We start from the raw sequence: 12,733 nt of genomic DNA on the forward strand, positions 1-12,733 counted from the left end.
GACATCGCTCCGCGAATTGGCGGATCGACAGGAATTGAGCAGCCGGCGCCTGTCGCGTCCTCGCCGCGACAGGCCACGTCGTTCGAGACTAGTGCCGGAACACGCGCACGCCGGTGAAGGCCATCGTCAGGCCCAGCTTGTCGGCGGCCTCGATCACCTCCGGATCGCGCATCGAGCCGCCCGGCTGGATGATCGCCGTCGCCCCGGCCTCGGCGGCCTGGATCAGGCCGTCGGCGAACGGGAAGAAGGCTTCCGAGGCGCAGGCGCATCCCCGGAGGTCCAAGCCAAAATCGGCGGCCCGAAGGGCCGCGATGCGGGCGCTGTCCTTGCGGTTCATCTGGCCGGCCCCGACGCCCAGGGTCTGGCCGGCGCGGGCGTAGACGATGGCGTTGGACTTGACGTGCTTGCCGACGGTGAAGGCGAACAGCATGTCGCGCACTTCCTCGTCCGTGGGCTGACGCCGGGTGACGATCTTCAGGTCCGAGGCCCTGATGCGCGCGTTGTCGCGGGACTGAACCAGGAAGCCGCCGGCCACCGATTTGAAGGTGTCGCCCGTCGAGAGCGGGTCGGGCAGGCCGCCGGTCACCAGCAGGCGCAGGTTCTTCTTGGCGGCGAACACCGCGACCGCGTCGTCGTCGGCGTCCGGGGCGATCACCACCTCGGTGAAGATCTCGACCATCTGCAACGCGGCCTCGCGGGTCAGGCGGGTGTTGACCGCCACGATGCCGCCGAAGGCCGAGGTGGGATCGCAGGCCAGGGCCCGTTCATAGGCTTCGCGCTGGCTGGCCCCGACCGCCACGCCGCAGGGGTTGGCGTGCTTGATGATCGCCACCGCCGGGCCGGCCGCCGGATCGAACTCGGCGATCAGCTCGAAGGCCGCGTCGGTGTCGTTGATGTTGTTGTAGCTGAGCTCCTTGCCCTGCAACTGCTTGGCGGTGGCCACGCCCGGACGGGGGCTCGGGAAGGTGTAGAAGGCCGCCTTCTGGTGCGGGTTCTCGCCGTAGCGCATCACCTGGCGCAGCTCGCCGGCGATGGCCTTGCGGGCCGGGAAGTCCTGGCCCAGCTGGGCGGCGAACCAGGTGGAGATCGCCGCGTCATAGGCCGCCGTGCGGGCATAGGCGCGGGCCGCCAGGGTCTGGCGCAGGGGCAGGGTCGTCCCGCCGGCCTTTAGGGCCTCCAGCACTTCGGCCAGGTCCGACGGGTCGGTGCAGACGGCGACATAGCCATGGTTCTTGGCCGCCGAGCGGATCATGGCCGGGCCGCCGATGTCGATGTTCTCGACGCACTCGGCGTAGGACCCGCCCTTCGCGACCGTGGCCTCGAACGGATAGAGGTTCACATACAGGATATCGATGCCGCCGATGCCGTGGTCGGCCATGGCCTTGGCGTGTTCCGGCGCGTCGCGAACGCCCAGCAGGCCGCCGTGCACGATCGGGTGCAGGGTCTTGACCCGGCCGTCCATCATCTCGGGGAACTGGGTCAGGTCCGAGACGTCCTTGACCGGAATCCCGGCCGCCGCGATCGCCGCCTTGGTGCCGCCGGTCGAGACCAGCTCGACGCCGGCCGCGTGCAGGACCTGGGCCGCCTCGACCAGGCCGGCTTTGTCGGAGACCGATAGCAGGGCCCGCTTGGGGGCGACGAGATCGGGGGCGGACGGATAGTCGGGGGCGGCGGGCACGGGCGGACTCCTTGGCGTCTGATTGGACAAGAAAACGGAGCCCAGGCGCGCGGCATATGAGGTCCGCGCTCCCCGATGGTTGCCCATCACTAGCGCCAGTCACGCGAACGAGGCGGAAAATACGGGGGCAGGCCGGGGAGTCAATGCGGTCAGGCCCTCCCCGCGTCCGGGCGGATGGAGGCTCCCACCCGCGGGCGTCCTCAAGATCTTGGAAGGGCGACGGCGGACCCAACAAAAAAGCCCCGCCGGCGACGGCGGGGCCTTGTCTTGTCGGAGGGGCGTGAGCCCTAGGCGTCGCGTTTGTCGCGCTTGGCCAGGACGCGCAGGCGCAGGGCGTTGAGCTTGATGAAGCCGCCGGCGTCGCGGTGGTCGTAGGCGACCTTGCCTTCCTCGAAGGTGACCAGGTCCTGGTCGTAGAGGCTGTAGGGGCTGGTGCGGCCGATGACCGAAACGTTGCCCTTGTAGAGCTTGACCCGCACCTGGCCGGCCACCTTGGCCTGGCTGTAGTCGATGGCGGCCTGCAGCATCTCGCGCTCGGGCGAGAACCAGAAGCCGTTGTAAACGAGCGACGCATATTTCGGCATCAGCTCGTCCTTCAGGTGCATGGCGCCGCGATCCAGCGTGATCGACTCGATGCCGCGGTGGGCGGCCAGCAGGATCGTGCCGCCCGGGGTCTCGTAGACGCCGCGCGACTTCATGCCGACGAAGCGGTTCTCGACCAGGTCCAGGCGCCCGACGCCGTTGTCGCGGCCCAGTTCGTTCAGCTTGGTCAGCAGGGCGGCCGGCGACAGCTTGACGCCGTCGATGGCGACCGGGTCGCCCTTCTCGAAGTCGATGGTGATCACGGTCGCCTTGTCCGGCGCATCTTCCGGCGCGATCGTGCGCATGTGGACGAACTCGGGGGCCTCGACGGCCGGATCCTCGAGGACTTTGCCTTCCGAGCTCGAGTGCAGCAGGTTGGCGTCGACGCTGAACGGCGCCTCGCCGCGCTTGTCCTTGGTGATCTGGATCTGGTGCTTCTCGGCGAAGTCCAGCAGGGCCTCGCGGGACTTGAAGTCCCATTCGCGCCACGGGGCGATCACGGTGATGTCGGGCTCGAGGCCGTAATAGCCCAGCTCGAAGCGGACCTGGTCGTTGCCCTTGCCGGTCGCGCCGTGGCTGACGGCGTCGGCGCCGGTCTTGCGGGCGATCTCGATCTGCTTCTTGGCGATCAGCGGGCGGGCGATCGAGGTGCCCAGCAGGTACTGGCCTTCATAGACGGTGTTGGCCCGGAACATCGGGAACACGAAGTCGCGCACGAACTCCTCGCGCACGTCCTCGATGAAGATGTTCTCCGGCTTGACGCCGGCGGCCAGGGCCTTGGCCCGCGCCGGCTCGATTTCCTCGCCCTGGCCCAGGTCGGCGGTGAAGGTCACGACCTCCGCCCCGTATTCGGTCTGCAGCCACTTGAGGATGATCGAGGTGTCGAGGCCGCCCGAATAGGCGAGCACGACCTTCTTCACGGGCTTGCCAGCCATGAGGGGGTCCTTCCGAGGAAACACAAAGTCGCAGGTGTCTCTCCTTCGGAGAAACACCGGGTCGCGGGGCGTTTAGCGCGGTTTCGCGACGATTGAAACGCGCCGCGCGCCTAAAGCTTGATCTGACCTTCGGCGGCCAGCTGGTTGAGGGCGCGGCGGACCTGGCTCAGATGCACCACCGCGAAGATCGCCGCCAGGATGGCGCGCACGCACAGCAGGATGATCCCGACGTTCAGCTCCAGCGGCCGACGGCTCTCGACCAGCAGCCACAGGCTGAGCAGGAAGGCGAAGGTCGGCAGCGAGGCCAGGGCCACGGCCCGCGGCGCCCGCCACACGGTCCTGCCCGACGGCGACCACAGGACCGGCACCAGCACGTCCTTGACCTTGCCCCAGGCCATGCGCGAGGCGCCGCCCATGATCGACAGGGCCAGCAGCCACAGCACGTCGCCGATGACCGCGAGGAAGTTCATCAGTCGCGTTCCTTGCGCATCGCGAACAGCGTCTGGACCTGCATGAAGACGCAGATGCCGAGCCAGAGCATCACGGCGTCGAGGCTCAGGTCCTTGAGCGCCATCTGGTGGGCGCCGAAGATGCGAAAGGCGACAACGCCGCCCGTGACGAGCAGCACGCTCGACGGCGCCCAAACGAGCCATTGCGACAAGGCCCGTCGCTCCCGCCCTCCCAGGACCAGACTATGACCGAGGGGCCGCGTGCGTCGCCAGACCAGGGCGCCCGTTCCCAGGCAGACCATCACCGTGACGATCCAGGCAAGGACGGCGAGTTCCCCGTTCATCCTAGACCGTCACCTGCGCGCCCAGCTCGACCACGCGGCCGGGCGGGATCTTGAAGAAGTCGGTCGGGTTGGTGGCGTTCTTCATCAGGAAGATGAAGATCCGGTCCTGCCACAGCGGCATGCCGCTGTTGGCCGACGGCACGATCGAGCGGCGGCCCAGGAAGAAGCTGGTGGCCATGATGTCGAACTTCAGCCCCTGCTGCTTGCGCAGCAAGGCCAGGGCCTTGGGCACGTTGGGGCTTTCCATGAAGCCGTAGAAGATCTCGACCTTCTTGAAGTCGGCGTTGACCGCCTGGGTGCGGATGCGGTCCTCGTCGGCCACGCGGGGGGTCTCGGCCGTGCGGACGGTCAGCACCACGTTGCGCTCGTGCAGCACCTTGTTGTGCTTGAGGTTGTGCATCAGGGCGACCGGAGTCATGTCCGGGTCGGAGGTCAGGAAGATCGCCGTGCCGGGGGCGCGGTGCGGGGCGCGGGCCCGCAGGATCTCCATCAGGTCGACCAGGGGCACGCTGTCGCGGCGGGTCTTGTCGGTCAGGATCTGGGCGCCGCGCGTCCAGGTCCACATGATCAGCACCAGCACCGCGCCGAACACCAGGGGCAGCCAGGCGCCGTCCGGGATCTTCAGGGCGTTGGAGGCGATGAACACCAGGTCGATCATCGACAGCGGGATCAGCAGGGCGGCCGTCTGCCAGAGGTTCCACTTCCACACCAGGCGCAGCACCACATAGGCCAGCAGGGTGTCGACGAACATCGCGCCGGTCACGGCGATGCCGTAGGCGCTGGCCAGCTTGTGCGAGCTCTGGAACATCACCAGCAGGATCAGCACGCCGACCAGCAGGAAGGTGTTGACCGCCGGCACATAGATCTGGCCGGCCTGGGTCTCGGACGTGCGCTTGATGTCCAGGCGCGGCAGCAGGCCCAGCTGCACCGCCTGCTGGGTCATCGAGAACGCGCCGGTGATCACCGCCTGGCTGGCGATGACCGTGGCCACCGTGGCCATCAGCAGCACCGGCCAGTAGGCGAAGGTCGGCACCATGTCCCAGAACGGATTGTGCCGCGCGGCCGGGTTGTCCAGCACCAGCGAGCCCTGGCCCAGATAGTTCAGGGCCAGGCACGGGAAGGCCAGCCACAGCCAGGCGGCGCGGATCGGGGCTTTGCCGAAATGGCCCATGTCGGCGTACAGCGCCTCGGCGCCGGTCACCGCCAGGAACACGCTGCCCAGGATCACGAAGCCCAGGAAGCCGTTCTCCAGCAGGAAGCGCACGCCGTACCAGGGATTGAAGGCCCGCAGGATCGACAGGTCGTCGACCAGGTGGAACAGGCCCAGCGCGCCCAGGATCAGGAACCAGGCGCTCATCACCGGCCCGAACAGGGCGGCCATCCGGTGCGTGCCCTTGGCCTGGACCAGGAACAGCGCCACCAGGATCCCGGCCGAGATCGGCAGGATGTAGGGCGTCAGGGCGTGGCCGACGTGCGGCGCGTCCTTCATGCCCTCGACCGCCGACAGCACCGAGATGGCCGGGGTGATGATGCCGTCGCCATAGAACAGCGCCGCCCCGATCACGCCCAGGAAAAACACCGCCGTCGAGCGCTTGCTGCCGGCCTTGCCGAGCGCTTTTTGCGCGAGCGCCATCAGGGCCAGGGTGCCGCCCTCGCCCTTGTTGTCGGCCCGCATGAAGAAGATCACGTACTTGATCGTGACGAACAGGGTCAGGGTCCACAGCACCAGCGACACCACCCCCAGCACGGCGTGCTCGGTGGCGGTGGTGCTGCGCGAATGGGCCAGGGCCTCGCGCATGGCGTAGAGCGGACTGGTCCCGATATCGCCGAACACGACACCGATGGCGCCGACGGCGAGCGCGAGGAAGCTATGCCCCTTCAGGTCATGGCCGGCTTGCGGAGGGACGTCACACGGGGCGGCGCTGTCGGAAGCGGGAGCGCCAGAGGCTTCGGAAGCCATTCAATCCCTCCGGGGTCGCCCTCGCAAAACGCGGTGCGGAGCCCCATATCGATCAAGCGGGGCGCGATACACCCAATCCTGCTCCGGTTCAATCGCGACCTGAAGCGGGATAACAACGATAGTTTTTGGTTGAACGCACGAGCGACGTCCTTAGGGTCCTGCCACAGAAATGTCCGACAGTCAGAAATTCCCCGTCGCCGCGCACGCCCTGGCCTATCTGGCGCACAAGAACGCCTTTTCGGCCGACCGCGCCGTGGCCAGCGCCGAGCTCGCCGCGTCGGTCCCGACCAACCCGGTGGTGGTGCGTCGCGTGACCGCCATGCTGGGCAAGGCGGGGCTGATCGGCGCGCGCGCCGGCGCCAACGGCGGCGCCTGGCTGCTTCAGTCCCCCGAAACCATCACCCTGGACGTCGTGCTCCGGGCGGTGAACGGCTGCGCCCACCTGGGCGTGGCCCCCAAGGGCGTCAAGGGATGCCCGGTCGGCGAGAAGATCCCCGACGCCGTGCGCGGGGCGATGATCGCCGCCGACACCGCCGTGGCCGACCGGCTGTCGCAGATCTCGGTGGCCGACCTGCTGAACGGCGCATCGGTCGAGGTCGCGGCTTAGAAGACGTCCGTGTCCGCGGCGGGGACCGGCTTCATGCCCGGCAGCGCCCGGCGCACCAGCACCCAGATTCCGGCGCCGATCGCCGACATGCCGGCGTTCATGATCAGCAGCATGGCAAGCAGGAAGACCAGCACGCCCAGGGCCTGGGCCGGATTGGTCGCCGGCGCCCCGTTCATCTTGAACATCGCGGGCGAAGTCCCGACCATCAGCAGGCCCAGCAGCGAGAAGGCGACCTGACTCGTCGCGGCGACCGTGAAGGTCACCGTGAACAGACCGCCAAACGAGGCGGATCTCAGAAATTGCATGCGAACTCCCAGATAACTGGGGCGAGCTTGACCATGCCGATCGCGCTTGTCGAGCCTGCCCTTACGTGCCCGGTTGGACCGTAGAACCCGCCGTTTGCCCGAAACCGATCCCATCGCCGCTGAATCGGTTTGCAGAATAACTGCACCACCAAGTGTTGCCGATCCCCTGGAAACCTGCCGAACCGTGCATACGTAATCGACACGGTTTCAGTTGCGAAACCGACAACCAGTTTCAGGGCTCACCACAATGACCAAGGTCGCCATCGTTTATCACTCGGGCTACGGCCACACCGCCGTCCTGGCCGACAAGATCGCGGAAGGCGTCCGCGACGCCGGCCAGACCCCGGTGCTGCTGAAGATCGACAACGCCGCCCAGGACTTCGCGCCGCTGATCGAGCAGATCTCCGACGCCGACGCCGTGGTGTTCGGCGCCCCGACCTACATGGGCGACGTCTCGGGCGTGTTCAAAGTGTTCGCCGACGCCACCGCCGGCGCCTTCTTCACCGGCGCCTGGAAGGACAAGCTGGCCGCGGGCTTCACCAATTCGCACAGCTTTTCGGGCGACAAGGGCCACGCGCTCGAGAGCCTGACCATCCTGGCCGCCCAGCACGGCATGAACTGGGTGAACCTGGGTCTGGCCCCGCCGAACGTGACCGCCGCCGAACGCGGGCCCGACACGATCAACCGGGTCGGCTCGTTCATCGGCCTGGCCGCCCAGTCGGACAACGCCTCGCCCGAGATCACCCCGCCGGCCGGCGACCGCGAGACCGCCCGCCTGTTCGGCGTCCGCATCGCGCAGGCCGCCGTCCGCTGGACGCGCGGCGCCCAGCCGGCGCTGAGCCAGGCGGCCTAACGAGGTCCCGCCCGTCCTTCCTGATCCCCCAGCCCGAAGGACGGGCTCGCGGCGCTCCGGCGCCGCCGAGGGGGCGCTTGAGCCCGAGCGCCCCCTCCTCCTTTTTTTCGGGCAAGCGTGACGTCCCCTCCGTCACGCCGCTTCGCGACGCGCCACCTCCCCCGTTGCACGGGGGAGGAGAAGGGCGCAGATCCACCTCACCCGCATCGCGGGGGAGGTGGCGCGATGCGAATGCGCATCGTGACGGAGGGGGCGTTCTGCGCATGCGCTTGAACCAAATCGCCGGTCATGCTTCGTCTTGGTGACGTTACGCAGTTCCTGGACACACGCCGCATGGCTCGCCGTCTCGCCCTGATCACCGGCGCCTCCGCCGGCATCGGGGCCGCCTTCGCCCGCATCTACGCCAGCCACGGCTATGACGTGGCCCTGACCGCGCGCCGGCTGGACCGTCTGGAGGCCCTGGCCGCCGAGATCCGCCTGCGGTTCGGGGTCGAGGCCTATCCGATCGCCGCCGACCTGGCCCAGCCCGAGGCCGTCGACAACCTGCTGGCCGCCATCGAGGCCGAGGGCCGGGTGGTCGACGCTCTGGTCAACAACGCCGGCTACGGTCTGCCCGGCGCCTACGCCCAGACGACCTGGGCCGACCAGAGCGCCTTCCTGCAGGTGCTGCTGGTCTCGGTCTGCGGCCTGACCCACAAGGTGCTGCCGGGCATGATCGAGCGCGGCTTCGGCCGCATCGTCAACGTCGCCTCCCTGGCCGGCCTGGCCCCCGGCGCGGCGGGCCACACGCTCTACGCGGCGACCAAGAGCTTCCTGGTGAAATTCTCCCAGAGCCTGCACCTGGAGACCCAGGGCGCCGGTGTCCACGTCTCGGCCCTGTGCCCCGGCTTCACCTATTCGGAATTCCACGACGTCAACGGCACCCGCGCCCAGGTCAGCCAGAGCCTGCCGACCTGGCTGTGGCTGGGGGCCGACGAGGTGGCCGCCGCCGGCTACGAGGCCGCCGAGGCCAACCGCGCCGTCTGCGTGCCGGGCTCGCCCAACAAGGCCATCGCGGTGCTGGCCAAGCTGGTCCCCGACGACTGGGCCTTGGCCCTGATGGCCAGCCAGGGGGCGCGGTTCAGGAAGGTCTAGGGTTGGCGCTTTTCCCTCCCCTTCATGGGGAAGGGGGGACCAGCGAAGCTGGTGGGTGGGGCTTCACCGCCGCTTTGACTCATCAAACCCCACCCGACCCCTTCGGGGCCACCCTCCCCGCAAGGGGGAGGGAAGGATGTCTAGCTACCGATGCTCGGCGTACGGCGCCTTGGCGTCGGCCCGGATCAGGCCGCGCGTGGCGTCGCCCACGCCGATCAGCACGAATTGCACCGCCAGGGCGCAGAGGATCAGGCCCAGCACCCGCACCACGATGCTCATGCCGATCCGGCCCAGCACCTTGCTGATGATCGGCGAGGCCCAGAAGGTCGCCACCAGCACCACCGCCACGGCCGCGATCACCCCGCAGCCCAGGGCCATGCCGGCCAGGCCGAAGCTCTTGGCCTCGCTGGCGTAGATGATCACCGTCGAGATCGCGCCGGGACCGATTAGCAGCGGCATGGCGAACGGCACGATCAGCCGCTCGAACCGCTGCTTGGCGTAGACCCGCGCCGACTGGCCCTCGATACCCTCGGCCGCGTCGGCGAACATGGTGGTGAAGTCGTCGCGCACCATGTCCAGGCCCAGGATGAACAGGATGATGCCGCCGGCGATGCGGAAGGCCGGCATCGAGATGCCGAAGAACTCCAGCAGGGAAACGCCGGTGAAATAGAAGAAGATCAGGAACGCCGCGACGAACAGGCCGATATAGACCGCCACCATCCTCCGGCCGGCGGCGGCCGCGCCCAGGGTGGCGGCGGCGAACAGCGGCACGTTGCCGATCGGGTCGATCAGGGCGAACAGGGCGACGAAGAAGTTGACGGCGAGTTCTGCCTGGCTCATTCGACGTGCTTAGCCTTCAATTCGCGCGGGTCCGCATCCTTCTTAGGGTGATGCGACCGTGCGCGCCAACCCCCGGGGACGTTCCCATGACCGCCGATCCGCGCCTGATCCTGCCGCTCGACCTGCCCAGCGTCGGCGAAGCCCGTCAGATGGTCGAGACGCTGGGCGACGCGGTGTCGTTCTACAAGATCGGGCTGGAGCTGCTGGCCACCGACGGCATGGCCCTGGCCCGCGAGTTGAAGGGCGAGGGCAAACAGATCTTCCTGGACTGGAAGCTGCACGACATCGGCGCGACCGTGGAGCGCTCGGCCCGGGTGTTGGCCGGGGCCGGCTGCGACCTGCTGACCGTCCACGCCGAGCCGCAGGTGATGCGGGCCGCCGTCAAGGCCAAGGCCGGCTCGGACCTGAAGATCCTGGCCGTCACCGTGCTGACCAGCCTGACCGACGCCGACCTGATCGAACTTGGCTATGCTTTTTCAGCCCGTGACCTGGTCGCCCGGCGGATCCGCCAGGCGGTGGAGTGCGGGGTCGACGGCATCGTCTCCTCGCCGCAGGAGGCGTCGCTCGCCCGCGAGATCGCCGGGCCCGATTTCCTGGTGGTGACGCCGGGCGTGCGTCCCTTTTGGTCGGCCAAGAACGACCAGGCCCGCGCCGCCACCCCGGCCGACGCCCTGAAAGCCGGCGCCAGCCACCTGGTCTGCGGCCGCCCGATCACGGCGGCCAACGACCCGCGCGAAGCGGCGCTGAAGGTGGCGGCGGAGATGGCGGGGCACTAGCGCTCGCCATTTAACAACCGTCATCCTCGGACTTGTTCCGAGGACCCCTGCTTCAGCCAAGAAGAAGGTCGACGGTGAGGCGGTGAGCCAGCGGCGGACCTCGACTCACAGCGCGGCGGACCGGGGGGTCCTCGGAACAAGTCCGAGGATGACGGTCCTTGGAAATGTTCAGCCTTGGGTGGGCTAAAAATCCACCGCCACGCCCTTGCGCTCCCAGTCGCCGAAGCGGGTCGGTTCGGGGCCGTCGCGGCCGCCTTCCTCGGTCGGAAGCGCGGCGGCCTGTTCGGCCGCGCGGCGGGCGGCGGCCTCCTCCAGCGCGCGGCGGGCGGCCGGGCTCAGCGGTTTGTCGGGGGCCGCGCCGGGCGGAAGGGCTGGGTCCTGGCTCATTCGCTCACCTGCCAAGGTTAACAAGATTTCATAAAACGACGATTGTCGAACGTGGTTTTGTCTATAAGACGTCCCGCCTTCGCGGCTCGCCCGCGAGGAGAACCACATTCAAGGGGGGACGTCATGCCTCGAGTGTCGTACGCGTTTTTTCTCAGCGCCATCGTCTATGGGATCTGCGGCATGGTGCTGGGCATGGTCATGGGCATCTCTCAGGACCATACCCTGATGCCCGTGCACGCTCACGTGAATCTGCTGGGCTGGGTCAGCCTGGCGATCATGGGCGGCTTTTACGCGCTGGCCGGCGACCGCCGTCCGCCGCGCCTGGCCTGGGTGAACTTCGCCCTGTCGAACATCGGCATCCTGCTGGTCGGCCCGCTGCTGGCCGTGCTGCTGGTGAAGGGCGACATGCGCGTCGTGCCGTTCATGGCGCTCGGCGAAGTCATGCTGGTGACCGGCATGGTGGTGTTCGGGATCGCGGTGCTGCGCACCGCCCGGACCGGTCCCCAAGCGACTTCGGGCTCCGTCGCCGCCTGATTTCCGCTTGCGCTCGCCGTCGCCTCGGGGCACGGCGAGCGGGTGACTCAGGAACTCAACGACGGCCTCCCCGCGCGGGAAGGCGCCCTTGCCCTCATCGACGCGGCCCTGTCGCGTCGCGGGGGCCTCGACGAGGCCGCTTCGGCCAACGCTTTCCGCTTTCTCGAACCGCGGGAGCGCGCCTTCGCGCGCGCCCTGGCCATGGCCGCCCTGCGCCACCTCGGCCCCATCGACCGCGCCCTGGCCGGCAAGCTGGCCAAGGAGCCGCCGCCGCGGGTGCGCAACCTGCTGCGCCTGGGCGCGACCCAGGCCTTCTTCCTGGAGGTTCCGGCCTTCGCCGCCGTGGCCACCAGCGTCGAACTGGCCGGCGCCAACAAGGCCAGCCGCCCGTTCAAGGGCCTGGTCAACGCCGTGCTGCGCGGCCTGCTGCGCGAGGGCGGGCTGTCGGACGCCGCCGAACATCTGGCCCCGCCGTGGCTCTACGCCCGCTGGGTCAGCGCTTATGGCAAGGACACCGCCGACGCGGTCGCCGCCCAGATCGGCTTCGAGCCGGCCACCGACCTGTCGCTGAAGCCCGACTTCGATGCGACCGCCCTGGCGGCCGAGCTGGAGGGCGAGATCCTGCCCGGCGGAACCCTGCGCACCGAACGGCGCGGCGACGTCTCGGCCTGGCCGGCGTTCGAGGACGGCGTCTGGTGGATCCAGGACGCCGCCGCCGCCATCCCCGCCCGCCTGTTGAACCTAAAGCCCGGCGAAACCGCCCTGGACCTCTGCGCCGCGCCCGGCGGCAAGACCATGCAGATGGTCGCGGCCGGGGCCCAGGTGGTCGCCGTCGACCGCTCGCCCGCCCGCCTGGGCCGCGTCACCGAGAACCTGGCCCGCATGAACATGCAGGCCGAGGTGATCGCCGCCGACGCCGGCGCGTGGGACGACGCCCGCACCTTCGACGCGGTGCTGCTGGACGCCCCCTGTTCGGCCACCGGCACCTTCCGCCGCCATCCCGACGTGCTGTGGGCCGCCCGCCCCGGCGACGTGGCCAGCCTGGCCGGCGTGCAGGGCAAGCTGCTCGACAGCTCGGCGGGCCGGCTCAAGCCCGGCGGCCGCCTGGTCTATTGCGTCTGCTCGTTGGAGCCCGAAGAGGGCGAGGCCCAGGTCGAGGCCTTCCTCGCCCGCCGTCCGGACATGGCGCTGGACCCGATCGCCGCGGAGGAGGGCGGCGCCCCCGCCGCCTGCCTGACCCGGCGCGGAACCCTGCGGATCCTGCCCCACCACCGCGAAGGCGGGCTGGACGGTTTCTTCGCGGCGCGGTTCGTAAAGCTCTGATCGCCAAGATTTGAGAGGCGAAAGAC

At 68.9% G+C, this 12,733-nt stretch carries 14 protein-coding genes, 1 pseudogene and 1 riboswitch; of the genes and pseudogenes, 6 read left to right on the plus strand and 9 right to left on the minus strand.

The features are described 5' to 3' along the window. Positions 1-88 precede the first annotated feature (88 nt). From purH to ASD21_RS09660, 5 genes are all read right to left on the minus strand, one after another. Positions 89-1,678, minus strand: a complete 1,590-nt coding sequence (gene purH, locus ASD21_RS09640; protein WP_056440069.1) for a bifunctional phosphoribosylaminoimidazolecarboxamide formyltransferase/IMP cyclohydrolase — start codon at positions 1,676-1,678, stop codon at positions 89-91. Positions 1,679-1,710: 32 nt separating this feature from the next. After that, positions 1,711-1,791: riboswitch (ZMP/ZTP riboswitch) on the minus strand. A 174-nt stretch (positions 1,792-1,965) separates the two neighbouring features. Continuing rightward, positions 1,966-3,195, minus strand: coding sequence for an argininosuccinate synthase (locus ASD21_RS09645; RefSeq protein WP_056440071.1), 1,230 nt, complete (start codon positions 3,193-3,195; stop codon positions 1,966-1,968). A gap of 110 nt (positions 3,196-3,305) precedes the next feature. Next, a complete protein-coding gene (locus ASD21_RS09650) occupies positions 3,306-3,665 on the minus strand; it encodes a hypothetical protein (protein ID WP_056440073.1) in 360 nt (119 codons plus the stop codon). Continuing rightward, the gene (locus ASD21_RS09655; protein ID WP_056440075.1) at positions 3,665-3,988 is read right to left on the minus strand and encodes a hypothetical protein; all 324 of its coding nucleotides are present in this window, start codon (positions 3,986-3,988) and stop codon (positions 3,665-3,667) included. The genes ASD21_RS09650 and ASD21_RS09655 overlap by 1 nt, the downstream gene beginning before the upstream one ends. A 1-nt stretch (position 3,989) precedes the next feature. After that, positions 3,990-5,948: a potassium transporter Kup gene (locus ASD21_RS09660; RefSeq protein ID WP_056440077.1), complete on the minus strand. Its 1,959-nt coding sequence runs from the start codon at positions 5,946-5,948 to the stop codon at positions 3,990-3,992. Positions 5,949-6,117: 169 nt separating this feature from the next. On the opposite strand from ASD21_RS09660, the gene ASD21_RS09665 reads away from it, so the two are divergent. Next, a complete protein-coding gene (locus ASD21_RS09665) occupies positions 6,118-6,555 on the plus strand; it encodes an Rrf2 family transcriptional regulator (RefSeq protein ID WP_056440079.1) in 438 nt (145 codons plus the stop codon). Here ASD21_RS09665 and ASD21_RS09670 read toward each other — a convergent pair. Next, on the minus strand, positions 6,552-6,860 hold the full coding sequence (locus ASD21_RS09670; RefSeq protein ID WP_056440081.1) for a hypothetical protein: 309 nt from the start codon (positions 6,858-6,860) through the stop codon (positions 6,552-6,554). The two genes, ASD21_RS09665 and ASD21_RS09670, sit on opposite strands and share 4 nt — an antisense overlap. 247 nt (positions 6,861-7,107) lie before the next feature. Here ASD21_RS09670 and ASD21_RS09675 point away from each other — a divergent pair, with 247 nt between their 5' ends. Next, on the plus strand, positions 7,108-7,713 hold the full coding sequence (locus ASD21_RS09675) for a flavodoxin family protein (RefSeq protein WP_056440083.1): 606 nt from the start codon (positions 7,108-7,110) through the stop codon (positions 7,711-7,713). A gap of 125 nt (positions 7,714-7,838) precedes the next feature. Here the strand turns inward: ASD21_RS09675 and ASD21_RS25230 are convergent. Next, positions 7,839-7,976 (minus strand): annotated as a pseudogene (locus ASD21_RS25230) (hypothetical protein); the annotation flags it as partial. 70 nt (positions 7,977-8,046) lie between these two features. On the opposite strand from ASD21_RS25230, the gene ASD21_RS09680 reads away from it, so the two are divergent. Further along, positions 8,047-8,847: an SDR family NAD(P)-dependent oxidoreductase gene (locus tag ASD21_RS09680; RefSeq protein WP_056440085.1), complete on the plus strand. Its 801-nt coding sequence runs from the start codon at positions 8,047-8,049 to the stop codon at positions 8,845-8,847. A 144-nt stretch (positions 8,848-8,991) separates the two neighbouring features. On the opposite strand, the gene ASD21_RS09685 is transcribed toward ASD21_RS09680, so the two are convergent. Next, entirely contained in the window at positions 8,992-9,687 is a 696-nt protein-coding gene (locus ASD21_RS09685) for a MarC family protein (protein ID WP_056440087.1), read from the minus strand. 86 nt (positions 9,688-9,773) lie between these two features. Between ASD21_RS09685 and pyrF the strand changes: the two genes are divergently transcribed. Continuing rightward, complete coding sequence (gene pyrF / locus ASD21_RS09690; protein ID WP_056440088.1) at positions 9,774-10,463, plus strand: orotidine-5'-phosphate decarboxylase; 690 nt, start codon at positions 9,774-9,776, stop codon at positions 10,461-10,463. A gap of 183 nt (positions 10,464-10,646) precedes the next feature. On the opposite strand, the gene ASD21_RS09695 is transcribed toward pyrF, so the two are convergent. Continuing rightward, complete coding sequence (locus ASD21_RS09695; protein WP_156398337.1) at positions 10,647-10,850, minus strand: DUF1674 domain-containing protein; 204 nt, start codon at positions 10,848-10,850, stop codon at positions 10,647-10,649. 123 nt (positions 10,851-10,973) lie between these two features. Here ASD21_RS09695 and ASD21_RS09700 point away from each other — a divergent pair, with 123 nt between their 5' ends. Next, positions 10,974-11,384, plus strand: a complete 411-nt coding sequence (locus ASD21_RS09700) for a hypothetical protein (protein ID WP_156390685.1) — start codon at positions 10,974-10,976, stop codon at positions 11,382-11,384. Between the two features lie 42 nt (positions 11,385-11,426). Continuing rightward, on the plus strand, positions 11,427-12,707 hold the full coding sequence (locus ASD21_RS09705) for an RsmB/NOP family class I SAM-dependent RNA methyltransferase (RefSeq protein WP_056440091.1): 1,281 nt from the start codon (positions 11,427-11,429) through the stop codon (positions 12,705-12,707). Positions 12,708-12,733 lie beyond the last annotated feature (26 nt).

The organism is Caulobacter sp. Root1455 (genome assembly GCF_001426905.1).
GTDB lineage: Bacteria > Pseudomonadota > Alphaproteobacteria > Caulobacterales > Caulobacteraceae > Caulobacter.

Excerpts from the sequence above, each read along its gene's own strand:
- ASD21_RS09645 (WP_056440071.1), bottom strand. The coding sequence starts at position 3,195 with ATGGCTGGCAAGCCCGTGAAGAAGGTCGTGCTCGCCTATTCGGGCGGC.
- ASD21_RS09650 (WP_056440073.1), bottom strand. The coding sequence starts at position 3,665 with ATGAACTTCCTCGCGGTCATCGGCGACGTGCTGTGGCTGCTGGCCCTG.
- ASD21_RS09655 (WP_056440075.1), bottom strand. The coding sequence starts at position 3,988 with ATGAACGGGGAACTCGCCGTCCTTGCCTGGATCGTCACGGTGATGGTC.
- ASD21_RS09660 (WP_056440077.1), bottom strand. The coding sequence starts at position 5,948 with ATGGCTTCCGAAGCCTCTGGCGCTCCCGCTTCCGACAGCGCCGCCCCG.
- ASD21_RS09665 (WP_056440079.1), top strand. The coding sequence starts at position 6,118 with ATGTCCGACAGTCAGAAATTCCCCGTCGCCGCGCACGCCCTGGCCTAT.
- ASD21_RS09670 (WP_056440081.1), bottom strand. The coding sequence starts at position 6,860 with ATGCAATTTCTGAGATCCGCCTCGTTTGGCGGTCTGTTCACGGTGACC.
- ASD21_RS09675 (WP_056440083.1), top strand. The coding sequence starts at position 7,108 with ATGACCAAGGTCGCCATCGTTTATCACTCGGGCTACGGCCACACCGCC.
- ASD21_RS09680 (WP_056440085.1), top strand. The coding sequence starts at position 8,047 with ATGGCTCGCCGTCTCGCCCTGATCACCGGCGCCTCCGCCGGCATCGGG.
- ASD21_RS09685 (WP_056440087.1), bottom strand. The coding sequence starts at position 9,687 with ATGAGCCAGGCAGAACTCGCCGTCAACTTCTTCGTCGCCCTGTTCGCC.
- pyrF (WP_056440088.1), top strand. The coding sequence starts at position 9,774 with ATGACCGCCGATCCGCGCCTGATCCTGCCGCTCGACCTGCCCAGCGTC.
- ASD21_RS09695 (WP_156398337.1), bottom strand. The coding sequence starts at position 10,850 with ATGAGCCAGGACCCAGCCCTTCCGCCCGGCGCGGCCCCCGACAAACCG.
- ASD21_RS09700 (WP_156390685.1), top strand. The coding sequence starts at position 10,974 with ATGCCTCGAGTGTCGTACGCGTTTTTTCTCAGCGCCATCGTCTATGGG.